At 62.8% G+C, this 12,271-nt stretch carries 12 protein-coding genes, 1 pseudogene and 1 riboswitch; of the genes and pseudogenes, 8 read left to right on the forward strand and 5 right to left on the reverse strand.

The window, feature by feature from the left end; all coding sequences use genetic code 11:
• Together GNZ12_RS14715 and GNZ12_RS14720 are read left to right on the forward strand one after the other, a co-directional pair.
• Nucleotides 1-1,299 (forward strand): acyl-CoA dehydrogenase family protein (locus GNZ12_RS14715; protein WP_407947704.1); only part of this gene is annotated, 1,299 nt, incomplete at its 5' end.
• Nucleotides 1,300-1,369: 70 nt separating this feature from the next.
• Nucleotides 1,370-1,888: a DUF4231 domain-containing protein gene (locus tag GNZ12_RS14720; protein ID WP_172311014.1), complete on the forward strand. Its 519-nt coding sequence runs from the start codon at nucleotides 1,370-1,372 to the stop codon at nucleotides 1,886-1,888.
• Between the two features lie 97 nt (nucleotides 1,889-1,985).
• Here GNZ12_RS14720 and GNZ12_RS14725 read toward each other — a convergent pair.
• Nucleotides 1,986-2,114 (reverse strand): annotated as a pseudogene (locus GNZ12_RS14725) (SAM-dependent methyltransferase); the annotation flags it as partial.
• Nucleotides 2,115-2,508: 394 nt separating this feature from the next.
• On the opposite strand from GNZ12_RS14725, the gene GNZ12_RS14730 reads away from it, so the two are divergent.
• The 3 genes from GNZ12_RS14730 (at nucleotide 2,509) to GNZ12_RS14740 (ending at nucleotide 5,081) form a co-directional block, all read left to right on the forward strand.
• Nucleotides 2,509-3,279 carry a DUF4118 domain-containing protein gene (locus GNZ12_RS14730; protein ID WP_172311015.1) on the forward strand — a complete coding sequence of 257 codons (771 nt, stop codon included), beginning with the start codon at nucleotides 2,509-2,511 and terminating at the stop codon, nucleotides 3,277-3,279.
• A 54-nt stretch (nucleotides 3,280-3,333) separates the two neighbouring features.
• Nucleotides 3,334-4,170 carry an alpha/beta hydrolase gene (locus GNZ12_RS14735; protein WP_172311058.1) on the forward strand — a complete coding sequence of 279 codons (837 nt, stop codon included), beginning with the start codon at nucleotides 3,334-3,336 and terminating at the stop codon, nucleotides 4,168-4,170.
• Nucleotides 4,171-4,250: 80 nt separating this feature from the next.
• The gene (locus GNZ12_RS14740) at nucleotides 4,251-5,081 is read left to right on the forward strand and encodes a MipA/OmpV family protein (protein ID WP_172311059.1); all 831 of its coding nucleotides are present in this window, start codon (nucleotides 4,251-4,253) and stop codon (nucleotides 5,079-5,081) included.
• A gap of 58 nt (nucleotides 5,082-5,139) precedes the next feature.
• On the opposite strand, the gene GNZ12_RS14745 is transcribed toward GNZ12_RS14740, so the two are convergent.
• Entirely contained in the window at nucleotides 5,140-5,844 is a 705-nt protein-coding gene (locus GNZ12_RS14745; protein WP_172311016.1) for a YceH family protein, read from the reverse strand.
• Between the two features lie 225 nt (nucleotides 5,845-6,069).
• Here GNZ12_RS14745 and GNZ12_RS14750 point away from each other — a divergent pair, with 225 nt between their 5' ends.
• On the forward strand, nucleotides 6,070-6,642 hold the full coding sequence (locus GNZ12_RS14750; protein WP_172311017.1) for a helix-turn-helix domain-containing protein: 573 nt from the start codon (nucleotides 6,070-6,072) through the stop codon (nucleotides 6,640-6,642).
• Nucleotides 6,643-6,654: 12 nt separating this feature from the next.
• Nucleotides 6,655-7,182, forward strand: a complete 528-nt coding sequence (locus GNZ12_RS14755) for a GNAT family N-acetyltransferase (protein ID WP_172311018.1) — start codon at nucleotides 6,655-6,657, stop codon at nucleotides 7,180-7,182.
• Between the two features lie 99 nt (nucleotides 7,183-7,281).
• Here the strand turns inward: GNZ12_RS14755 and GNZ12_RS14760 are convergent, their stop codons facing one another.
• From GNZ12_RS14760 to GNZ12_RS14770, 3 genes are all read right to left on the reverse strand, one after another.
• Nucleotides 7,282-7,914, reverse strand: a complete 633-nt coding sequence (locus GNZ12_RS14760) for a LysE family translocator (protein WP_172311019.1) — start codon at nucleotides 7,912-7,914, stop codon at nucleotides 7,282-7,284.
• A 179-nt stretch (nucleotides 7,915-8,093) separates the two neighbouring features.
• Nucleotides 8,094-9,299 (reverse strand): M20 aminoacylase family protein, encoded by a 1,206-nt coding sequence (locus GNZ12_RS14765; protein WP_172311020.1) that lies wholly within the window; start codon nucleotides 9,297-9,299, stop codon nucleotides 8,094-8,096.
• 89 nt (nucleotides 9,300-9,388) lie between these two features.
• Nucleotides 9,389-10,735, reverse strand: a complete 1,347-nt coding sequence (locus tag GNZ12_RS14770; protein WP_172311021.1) for an MFS transporter — start codon at nucleotides 10,733-10,735, stop codon at nucleotides 9,389-9,391.
• Nucleotides 10,736-10,914: 179 nt separating this feature from the next.
• On the opposite strand from GNZ12_RS14770, the gene GNZ12_RS14775 reads away from it, so the two are divergent.
• Nucleotides 10,915-11,874 carry a LysR family transcriptional regulator gene (locus tag GNZ12_RS14775; protein ID WP_172311022.1) on the forward strand — a complete coding sequence of 320 codons (960 nt, stop codon included), beginning with the start codon at nucleotides 10,915-10,917 and terminating at the stop codon, nucleotides 11,872-11,874.
• A gap of 223 nt (nucleotides 11,875-12,097) precedes the next feature.
• Nucleotides 12,098-12,191: riboswitch (glycine riboswitch) on the forward strand.
• Nucleotides 12,192-12,271: the final 80 nt, after the last annotated feature.

Below are 12,271 nucleotides of genomic sequence, written 5' to 3' on the forward strand. Positions count from 1 at the left end.
CTCCCGTACCGTTCTCAGATTGCGCCCGGCGCCCCGCCCCGCTTTGGAGAACTCATGCCAGTATCCGAATCGCACCAAAACCCAAATCACCCAACGGCAGACGCCGCTCAGCTCTTCGACGAAGACGAACTAACCAACCGTTTCGCGCCGGTATTCACCCGCATCGCCGAAGGCGCCGTAGACCGCGAACAGAAGCGGGAACTGGCCTACGCTCCGGTGGAATGGCTCCGCGAAGCCGGCTACACCAAACTCCGCGTACCAAAACGCTACGGCGGCGAAGGCATCACGTTCACAGCGTTCCTCGCATTAGTCTCGCGCCTCGGCGAAGCCGACTCAAACCTTCCACAAATCCTCCGCGTACACGGCGGCTTCATCGAATCCCTACTGGAAAGTGACGACGAGCCACTACGTGACCGCTGGCTCACACGTATCGCCCAAGGCCAGATCATCGGCGGCGCCGTATCCGAACGCACCAGCGTCACCAACAACAGCGTGCGCCTCACGCAAACCAACGGCGCATGGCATCTCGACGGCGAGAAGTACTACACCACCGGCACGCTCTACGCGGACTGGGTCGACGTCACCGCCCATGACGGACAAAGCAACGTCCGCGTGCTCGTCAAAAGCGACGCACCCGGTCTCGCCCGGATCGACGATTGGGATGGCTTCGGACAGCGTCTCACCGGCAGCGGGACGGCGCGTTTCGAACGTGTACCGGTCTCGCACGATAACCTGTACCGTCGCTATAACGCCTCCGAACCGCGCCGCAACAGCCTGCTCACCGCCTACTATCAGGCGCTCCATGTCGCCAACCTGGCAGGCATCAGCCGCGCAGCGCTGCGCGACGCCGTGGCCTTCACGCAGGGCAAAACCCGGACCTTCGGCATTCCCGGTGAATCGAGCCCGCGCGACAATCCGCTGGTGCATCGCGTAGTCGGCCGCCTCGCAAGCCTGGCTTATTCGACACAGAGCATCAGCACATCGCTCGCCCGCGCGATCGATGCAGTCTCCGTGGCGCGGCAGGAAGGCCGTACCGATGAGCAAACCTATATCCACCTCGACATCCAGACGTTCCAGGCGCAGCAGATCGTCATCGAGCAGACGCTGCAGGCGGCGACCCTGCTCTTCGAAGTGGGCGGCGCATCGGCAACCAGCGAGACGCGCCGCTTCGATCGCTACTGGCGCAACGCACGCGTGCTGGCGTCGCACAATCCGGCGATCATCCGCGAAGCCGCTATCGGTGACTTCTATCTGAATGGGAAGGCGCATAACGAACGGTTTGGTGTGTCCGGTTCCTAGCGCTCATGTGGCACAGTATCGTCAAGCGCATGCGCCACGCTTGCGATACTGGACAGCCCTGACGAGCGACATGAAGAACCTGACTGCGTACGAGCCCCCGGTCGACGAAAACCAGCTTCTGCTGAAGTGGATCCGGCGCGCGCGTGAATCCCAGATGAGCCACTACGACATGGCCGACCTGCTGGCGGCGCGCGACCGAGGCGTCGGCTGGCTGGTCACCGCATTGACGGCCTTTGTGGGTACGGCCGTGTTCGCGTCGTTGAGTTCGACCGCCGTCTCGCCGGCGCTCAGGATCTTCCTGGGCCTGGTGAGCGTTGCCGCTGCTGTCTCCGCCGCGCTGCAAACGTTCTTCCGATACGCAGAGCGCGCCGAAAAGCATCGCGCGGCGGGTGCGCGCTATGGCGCTGTGCGGCGCAGGCTGGAAGCCATCTTCGCAGGCGACGCCGATGCACGCGACGGCCACTATCTCACCGCGATCCGCGACGAACTCGACCGGCTCGCCGAAGATTCACCGAACGTGCCGCCGCGCGTTTTCTATCGCACCCAGCGAACCCTGGCCGACGACCCGCGACGAAGCCGTGACACCTGATCGGCCACCACGCGGCGGCCACCACGCTCGCCTGAAAACTACCGCGTAGCGGACACCAGCAACATCATCGGCCGCTCGCGTTCTTCTGCCAGTTCAGGCCGCGCATCTCCGGCAGCATGGCGCGCAATGCGGGCCATTCGGCGGCGCCGGCGAGACCCTGTTTCGAACGGCCCAATTGGCTGTAGTTGTCGAAAAATTTGGGGTCGTCGTAAATGTTCTGTGTCATTTGTAAATGGGATTAACTGTAATTGAAGCAACGCAACCGCATGATGTATAAGCGCAGTATCTGGCGGGCGTGTCTTTTATCCATGCAGTTTCGATAGCAGGGCTCGACCACGGGCCATGGCCAGCGGCTTGAAGGGCCGGTACAGGCCACGATTAAAGCCACTTAAGCATCACTTAAGCTCACTGCCTGCACAATGCATGCTGGCGAGAATACCCCTAATCACAGGCATGTTTTTCTCTCAGACATGCGAAACACGTAATTCCCTGTCGGCCTTCCGGTCTTTACGCCTTTCCGGGCCTTTGCTTCTGCTCGATTATGGTATTGTCCGACCTGCGCTTAAAAGCGCATTGCCACACTCAATCGGGAAGCGGAATCGCTCCCTAAAAAAAATATTATGGAAGTCCAAAACGCCCGCCGTTGGGCACCACGGGGAACACGCGTCTGGCTCGGCGCGGCCGCCGCATTGGCGATCGCGAGCGGAGTGCGCATGTTGCTCCATCCGCTTCTCGGACCGATTATGCCGGGCACCGCGTTCTGTATCGCCGCGGCGCTGGTCGAGTATTTCTGCGGGCTGGCCCCGGCGCTCACGGTCATGGTGCTCGGCATGGGTATCGCCGACTACCTGTTCGTCCCCCCCTACGCCACCATCGCCGTATTCGATCGCGGTGACGTCGCGCTGCTGATCTCGTATCCGCTGGTGACGCTGCTCGTCATCATGCTGATCGAACGCCTGCGCCGCGCGCAGTTTCGTGCGGAACTGATCGCATCGGTTGCGCAGTCGCGCTATGAAATGCTGCTGCGTCACGACAACGAACGCATGCTCGCGCGCCGTGCCGTCGACGAAACGCACCGGCTGCTGCGCCATCTGTCGCATCACCACAAGACCTTCATTTTCATCCAGGCGCTCGAGCGCAATGCGCTGCAACAGGCGGACGACGTCAAGCCGCAAGGTGTGCTGCCACGCTTGCCGAACGAGATTGCGCCCGGCCCGCGCTTTGCCGACGTCGATCCCGACGACATCCAGCGGCTTAGCAAGGCACTGTGGCCCGGCAGCCATCGGGTGCGCCTGAGAAGCGGCGATGGTCCGCTGAAGCTGACCGAGTGCGTGTGCGAACGGTTCACCACCCACGCCGGTGAGTTCCTCGTGCTGCGGATTGGAGCCTGATCCGTGAGCGAACCGACAAGTCTTTTCTTACCCGGCGACGACCACGCCGTGCTGATGCTGCACGGCCTGTCGAGCTCGCCGCTCGAATTACGTTTTCTCGCACGCTTTCTCAACGCCGAGGGCTTCACCGCTTGCGCGCCGGTCTTGCCTGGCTACAGCGCGGGCTCCGAAGAAGCTGCAATGGAACGTTGGCTCGAAGCCGCCGTGCGCGAGTACGACGCCCTGGCCGAGCGCTTTGCACGCGTCTCGATCTGCGGGCTATCGATCGGTGCGGCGTTAGCGCTGGCGCTGGCGCATCGCCGTCCCGGGGCGCAGTCGCTCGTGTTGTTGTCGCTCACGCTCTCATACGACGGCTGGGCGATCCCCTGGTATCGTTTCCTGCTCAACTGGGCGTACTTCACACCGCTGCGCAAACGCTGGCGCTACCGCGAGGAAGCACCGTTCGGCCTGCGCAACGAAGCGCTCAGAGCAAAGATCGCCCGCGCCATGCAGCGCAGCGATTTCAGCGAAGTCGGGCCGTCGACGATTTCACTGCCGGCATTGCACCAGGCGAGCCGCCTCGCCGCGAGCCTGCGCACGCAGGTGCGCGACATCAAGACCGATTGCCTGATTGTTCACGCGATCGACGATGAGACGTCGAGCCCTCGCAATGCACGCTTTGTCGCTGCAAATATCGGTGCTGCCTTTTTACGCACAATCTGGCTGGATGATTCGTATCACATGATTACGTCGGACAACGAGCGCGAAATCGTCGCGCGCGAAACCGCGCTGTTTTTGCGCGAGAGCGAAGCTGCCCATAGTGGCGACGACGGCGGCAAGCAACAGGTGGTCTCGAAGGCCCTGGCGCGGCGCCTCAGGCAACTCGCTGCGCTTGGCAAAGAGCGCGCATGACGGCGCATATCACGTCCGGGTCCGGTAAACCGGCAAGCGCGTCGCTGCGTACCCCGTTCAGGGTCGGCAAAGCCACCCATATGTCACTGCTGCTCGCCGCTGCGCTGGGCCTTTGCACAGCGCGTGCTGCGTATGCGGACGATGCAAGTCCGGACGCGACGACTGACGCGAGTACGAGCACAAGCACAAGCAACGCCGACACGAGCACGGGCGCGGCCACCGACAGCAAATGGAAAATCGGCGTGGGCCCTGGCGTGGTGATCACGCCCAAGTACCCGGGATCGCGGCAGTTGACCGTCTTCCCGTTCCCTGCGCTGGACATCTCTTACGACGACCGGATTTTCTCGCAGGGCCCTGACGTGCTTGGCGTCAACGTGCTGCGCGGTCCCGCCTATCACGTGGGCGTTGCTGTCACTTTCGATTTCCAGACTCGCAAGGAGTCCGACGACCCGCGGCTGCATGGACTTGGCAATGTGGATGGCGGACCGAAACTGAAGCTCTTCGCCGACTACACGTGGTGGGCGTTTACTGGGTCAGTGGCGTTGTACCAGGATATCGACGGGAATCACCAGGGGACGACGGTCATGACGGATTTCGTGGCTTCCGCGCCGGTTGGCGGCTGGTTGTTCTCGGTCGGACCTGGGTTCACCTGGGCGAATGCGACCTATACGCGGACGTTTTTCGGCGTGTCCGGGCAGCAGAGCGCCGCGTCAGGGTTGCCCACGTATAACACCAGTGCCGGCATACGGGACATCCATATGAACGCCATTGTGACTTACGATTTTTCAAAGCACTGGAATGGGTCGGTTTCCGCTACGTTCGGGCGACTGGAGCACGACGCGGCGAATAGCCCGATTACCGAAAAGAGATTCGAGCTCAATACGCTCGCTTCGGTGAACTACAAGTTTTAGTTTTTGGCTTTTGGCTTTTGGCTTTTCGCGCGCTCCAGCGCGAAAAGCCAGGATCGCTTCAATCCCCCGTGCCAAGCTCTTCAACTTCAATTCCCAACTCGGCGGCCATGCGCCGCACCACCACCTGAAGCCGGCTCACCTCATCGGCAAGCCGCTTTTGTTCAGCCTTTACCGCCTCGAACGCCGACAGCGGCACAACCTCATCATCCCCACCCGATTGTGCAAACTCACTCGCGCTGACTTCGCCGCATAGCAGATGCATCCAGCGACTTTCGCGTTCGCCCGGCGTGCGGCCCAGCTTCACCACCCGCGGTGGATCATTGGCAGCCAACTCATCGAGAAACGCCTCGACCGACGAGATGTCGGCAAACCCATGAAACCGCGCGCTGTTCAAGCGCAACTCAGCGGCAGTCTGCGGGCCGCGCAGCAACAACGTAGTCAGTAACGCAGCCGACTGACTCGGCAACCCCAACACCCGATTCATGTTGTGCTCGAAGCGCGGCACGCGGCTGCTGCTGCCCTCCATCACCAGGCTCAGGCGCTTCAACCCGTCGATGGCAGTCAGCACCTCTGCCTCGGTTGCATTCATCACCGGCGCACGGCCAGTCTTCTGATTGCAGCCCAGGGTCAGCGCGTTCAGCGAAAGCGGATAACTGTCCGGCACGGTGTGCTGCTTTTCGACGAGCACGCCGAGTACGCGCCCTTCAAGCAAGGTCAAAGCGCGGATGAAGGGACGGGAAACAGCGTCGGGAGTGGAGTTCATAGAAAGGATGTCGCGGCATGCGCCGCCGGGTCTCGTGGATGGTGTGCCTTACCGTTGCACAGCCGGGCGGCGGGTTTTAGTTTGTGGGCACTATGATAAACGCCCCGGCCGCTCGCGGTGTACGAATCTCCGCAATGACCCGGCTCGCCCCGAACGCGTCCGCATCCGTCTGTGCGCATTTTTGTTCCGTTGACGTCGTTCCATATTCGAGATAGTTTCCCGAATATGGAAAACGCACACTCTGACGACAACGCCATCGACCGCCGCATCGCCCAGCGTCTGCGAGGCTTGCGCGCCGAGCGAAACTGGTCGCTCGACGATCTGACGAAGCTCAGCAACGTTAGCCGCGCCACCCTGTCGCGCCTCGAAAACGCCGCCGTGAGCCCGACGGCGAGCGTGCTGGGTAAGCTCTGCGTCGCCTACGGCTTGCCGATGTCGCGCCTCATGCACATGGTCGAAGAAGACTTCGCGCCGCTGGTGCCGCGCGAGGCGCAGGCGGTCTGGACCGACGCGAGCGTCGGCTTCCGGCGCCGCTCCGTGTCGCCACCGGCCCAGGCGCTGAGCGGCGAGGCGCTGGAGTGCGAACTCGATGCCGGCGTGCGCATTACTTACGACGCGTCGCCGAGAGCCGGCCTCGAACATCATCTGATCTTGCTCGAAGGGCAACTGCAGATCACCGTCGACGGCCGAAGCCACGATCTGCACCCCGGCGACTGTCTGCGCTATCAGTTGTTCGGCCCCAGCGCTTTCGTCACACCCGCGCACAGCGCAGCCCGCTACATCCTCTTCATCGTCTGAGTTCGAGGCAACATGAGCGCGACCACCATCACGATCTTTTCCGCCGACGACCTCGTTCACCACCTACCCAAACTTGGCGCGCTGCTGCATGCCTGCGTCCATGACGGTGCGAGCGTCGGCTTTGTCCTGCCGTACAGCGTCGAGGAGAGTGAGGCGTTCTGGCGCGGCAAGGTGCTGCCGTCGCTGCGCGCGGGGGCGCTTGTGCTGTTCGTCGCACGCCATGGCGAGTCGATCGCCGGCACCGTGCAACTCGATTACGACACGATGCCGAACCAGCGTCATCGCGCCGAGGTGCGCAAGCTGCTGGTCCACCCTGCGTTCCGCCGCCAAGGTATCGCCAAAGCGCTGATGGCGGAACTGGAAAGCCGGGCGCACCAGTTGCAGCGCAGCTTGCTGACGCTCGATACGCGCACCGGCGACAAGGCCGGGCCGCTCTATGCCGCATTGGGTTATCAGACGGCCGGCGTGATCCCGCAGTTTTGCCGCGATACGCAGACGGAGCGGTTCGACTCGACCACCATCATGTACAAGGCGCTGTGAGCCAGACACGGGCAGGCCGCCTGTGATGGACGCTCAAGGTGAGCGAGACGTAGGCAGGAAGTCGGGGATGCAAACTCAGGCGAGTCTGCATCGTCCGGTTTAACGGCGCGAATCGAACGCGATCCGCACGGCCAGACCGGCGAGCACGGTGCCCATCAGCCAGCGTTGTACCTGCAGCCACACCGGCCGCCCATTGAGAAACCCGGCGATCGAACCAGCCATGCTCGCAATCAACGCATTGATCGTGACGGAGACGACGATTTGCACGCACCCCAGCGCGATCGACTGCGTGAGCACGCTGCCGTGCTCCGGTGAAATGAATTGCGGCAGCAGCGACAGATACATCACCGCGATCTTCGGATTCGCGAGATTCGTGACGAGCCCCATGGTGAACAGTTTGCGGCGGCTGTCGTGCGGCAGGTCGCGCACCTGGAACGGCGAGCGGCCGCCCGGTTTAACCGCTTGCCACGCAAGATACAGGAGATACAGCGCGCCGCCGAAACGCAACGCGTCGTACGCGTAGGGCACCGTCAACAGCAGTGCGGTGATACCGAACGCCGCGCAAAACATGTAGAACACAAAGCCGACCGCGACGCCGCCGAGCGACACGAGCCCCGCGCGCCGCCCCTGGCAGAGCGATCGCGAGATCAGGTAAATCATGTTCGGGCCGGGTGTGAGCACCATGCCGAGCGAAACCAGGGCGAAGGCGAGCAGCGTTGTGACAGCGGGCACGGAGGTCTCCTTTGTGAATTGAAGTTGGGCAGTGCCGCTCAATATAGCCGATGCCGCCGGTTCGGGCCTTGAATCCGGGCTTGAAAAGTTTGCATCGCCAGTTGAATGGCGCTCATATCTTCGACGCCTTCGTGCTCGCTTCGCTCGCTTCATCACAATGTAATGCGGGCAACGGCGGATCAGTTCAGGTACGTTTCCACGAGCTTGACCCAGTAGCTTGCGCCCAGGCTGATGATGCGGTCGTTGAAGTCGTACTTGGGGTTATGCACCATGCAACCGCCCCACTCGCCTACGCCGTTGCCGATTATCACGTAGCAGCCCGGCACCTTGTCGGACATCCATGCGAAGTCTTCGCTGCCCATCATGCCTTTGGTGTCGGTCAGCACGTTCGCGGCGCCGACCAGATCAGTGATCACATCACGCGCCAGCGCGGTCGGCGCCTCGGCATTGACGACCACCGGCACGAGCCGTTTGTAGTCGATCGAGGCTTCGACGCCGAAGCATTGCGCCTGCAGCGTGACGATTTCGTGCACGCGCTTTTCGATCCGCTCGCGCATCTCCGGGTTGGTCGAACGCATGTTCAGCAGGAGCTTCACCGTGTCGGGGATCACATTGTGGGTCGCGCCCGCATGAATTCCACCGATGCTCACCACGCCAACTTCAGACGCCGGCAGATTGCGCGAGACGATAGTCTGCAACGCCATGATCAGCGAGCCGGCCGCGACGATCGGATCGCGTGCCTTGTCCGGCATCGCGCCGTGACCGCCCACGCCCGTCAGCGTGACCGTGGCAACGTCCGAGGCTGCCGTCACGCCGCCCGTCTTCACGACGAACTGGCCAACCGGAATGCCCGGGCCGTTGTGCAGCGCGTAGACCGCATCGCAAGGAAAGCGCTCGAACAAGCCCTCTTCGATCATATGGCGCGCGCCGCACAGGTTTTCTTCGTCAGGCTGGAAAATCAGGTTGAGCGTGCCGTCGAAGCCGCGGCTCGTCGCCAGATGCCTCGCGGCGGCGAGCAGGATCGCGGTGTGGCCGTCGTGGCCGCAGGCGTGCATCTTGCCCGGAATCCGGCTTGCATACGGCAGATGCGTTTGCTCGTGAATCGGCAAGGCATCCATGTCCGCGCGAATGCCGATCTTGCGTGTACCGTTGCCCAGTTTCAGTTGCCCGACCACGCCCGTGCCGCCGATGCCGGTATGCACGTCGTAACCCCACTCTTTCAGCAAACCGGCCACCAGTGCCGCGGTATTGACGACGTCGAAGCCCGTTTCCGGATGCGCGTGGATCTGGCGGCGCAGATCGACAAAGGTCTGTTCGTCGGCAACCACGTCCGCAATCAGTCCGGCCGATTGCAGTTCCGCTTCAACGATTTGTGCTTCAAACATGCGATGTTCTCCTGTTGGTTCTGTTAGTCCTGCCAGCCGTCTCTGGTGATGGGCTGCCCTGCATTAACTGAAATCTCTGGCCGATGCGCTCAGTCGGCGCGGTGCTCTTTCAACGCCGCCAATGCGACGAGCGACACCGCGCTGCACGTGACCATGTACCAGGCAGGTGACATGGGATTGCCGGTCGTGCTGATGAGCCACGTCACGATGAATTGCGCGAAGCCGCCGAACACCGCCACACCGATGCTGTACACCACCGAGAAGCCCGTGGCCCGCACATGCTTCGGAAAACCTTCCATGAGAATGAGAAAAACCGAGCTGGAACCGGCTGCGAGACAGCCGACCAGCGCGGCGATCACCGTCAGCGCGACGCCGAGTTGCGCCGTGTGGTTGAGCAGCCAGAACGCCGGATAGATCAATACGGCGCCGAGCAGCGTGGCGCCGACGACCAGCGGCTTGCGACGCGGCAGGCGATCCGACAGCAGCCCTGCGAGCGGCGAGCCGATCAGCAAGACCGCGCCGGCCACGCAACCCGACAGAAACGCGGTGGCCGGCGGCATATGCAGCACGCGGATCAGATAGGTCGGCATATAGAACACGACGATGTACATCGACGCCGTGCCCCCGACCATCATCAGAATGCCGACGCACACTTGCCGCAGATGACCCGCCATCAGTTCACGAAACGCGCTGCTTTCACGCGCCGTGGCGTGATGCGTTTCATCCAGCGCGCGGCGGATATAAAGCCCGACCGGTCCGATCAGCAGACCGCAAAGGAACGGGATGCGCCAACCCCAGCTTTCCAGATCGGCAGGCGCGAGAAAATGCGACAGCAGAAAGCCGCTCAGCGCGCCGACCAGCGCCGCCGCACCCTGGCTCGCCAGTTGCCACCCAACCAGAAAGCCGCGTGTGGACTGCACACCCGACTCCATTAGCAGCGTGGTCGACGCGCCGATCTCGCCGCCGGCTGAGAAGCCTTGCAGCAATCGGCCGAGCACGATCAGCAGCGGCGCGAACAGGCCGATCTGCGCATAGGTGGGCGCAAGGCCGATTGTTGCCGTGCCGAGCGCCATCAGCGCGATGGTCAGCGTCATCGCAGCCTTACGGCCGGCCCGATCCGCGTAGTTGCCGATCAGGATGCCGCCCAGCGGCCGCATCACGAAACCGATGCCGAAGGTCGCGACCGCCATCAGCAGCGAGCCAAAAGCCGTATGCGACGGAAAAAACAGCTTGCCGATCAGGACCGCGAAGAAGCTGTAGATCGTGAAGTCAAACATCTCCAGGCCGTTGCCCAGCGTGGTCGCGGCGATCAGCGCGAACTTCGAGGCGCGCGGCTGAGCCGACGTCTGCGCTGACAACTGCGGGAGCCCCTGAACCGGCCCCTGGGACACCGCGTCGGCTGACGCGGGTTGCAGCGATGTGTGCAGATTTGCCATGAGAATTCCGATGATTCCGGTGGAAAGGGCTGCGTCGCTTTGCGGCCGACGTCAACCGAACAGTGCGGTCGTCAATTTCCAAGCGCAAATCGTTTGTTTTTATAGCCATCACTTTTATTTATCCCCACACTGGAGGCTGCGGCGCACACAGCCGAGGCACCCTTCGAGTGGATTCGACGATGAAACTTCACCAATTGCGCTCATTGATCGCCGTCGCGGAGAACGGCAGCATCCACGAGGCGTCGCGTGCGCTGCATGTCACGCAGCCGGCCGTGAGCAAGGCGCTGTCCGATCTGGAGGCGGAACTCGGCGCGCCGATGTTCGTGCGCTCAGCCAAGGGCACGCAGCTCACGCCGTACGGGCAAAGCCTGATTCGCCACGCGCGCGCGATCGAACAGGAACTGCGCCACGCCCACGAGGACATCTCCACGCTGCTCGGCATCGCGCGCGGCACCGTAACGGTGGGCGTTACGCCGGTGACGTCTGCCGGACCGTTTGCTGAGGCGTTGCGGGAGTTTTCACGGGTTTATCCGCAGGTCACCCTCAACGTGTTCGAATTGCGTCCGCCACAGATCCAGGAAGGCCTCGCGGACGGTTCGATCGATTTCGGCCTTGTCTCGCGCATCGGTCAGCCGAGCGACACGCGTTTCTACTGGGAGACGCTCTACACCATCGCCACGACGCTGGGCGTGCGCACCGGCCATCCGCTGCGTGGCACGCATTCCCTGCAGGGGCTCGCCCAGGCGGCGTGGCTTAGCTGGGATGCGCTCGACGATTCGACGAGCCTGATCGGCACGCTGTTCGGCAGCCAGGATATAGCGCCGCCGAAAAACGTGCTGCGTTGCACGTCGACGTCGCTCTACCTGGAGATGGCCAGCACCACCGACCGCATCAGCCTGTGGTCGGAACTGCCGTTCCATACGGCGCCGTACAAGGGACTGCTGCGCAAGATCGGTTTGACCGAGCCGCTGCCGGACATGACGATCGGGTTGATCTGCCGGGATATCGATCTGACCACCACCGTTGCTGCGACGCTAATCGAGATGATCCGCACCGCCTCTACTGAGTTCTCCGGGGTGTACCTGCGCGCCGGGGCGACGCCGGGGCAGCGGGCACGCGAGCCGAAAGAGCGGCCGTGAGCACGGTCCGGTGACGGCTGAAGGAATTGAAAGCCGCGCGGTGAATATGCTGGCGCCTCGAACCCAGGCGCCGCAAGCGCGACCGTGAGCCTGGGTTGGGCGCGCTCACGTGGATGGGCCTTTTCGGCGCGCCGTGCGCGGCTCCCGGTAGGGCCGATCGGGCGTTGCACTGCAGGAAACACTTGCGGTGAAGATTTTTGCCCGGTATTGTCGAGCCGTTCTGCAATGCAGCGCGGGAGAGATCGTCAGAAGGTTGTGACGACGCCGACGGAGCAACCGCCCCGGAAACTCTCAGGCAAAAGGACCGCGCAGCTGGAACATCTGGAGAGCGGCGCCATGCGCGCCCACCGAAGGGGATTCCCTGCATACGGCTGGCATCAATGCTCGTCGGCTCACG

Source organism: Paraburkholderia solitsugae (assembly GCF_013177695.1).
GTDB lineage: Bacteria > Pseudomonadota > Gammaproteobacteria > Burkholderiales > Burkholderiaceae > Paraburkholderia > Paraburkholderia solitsugae.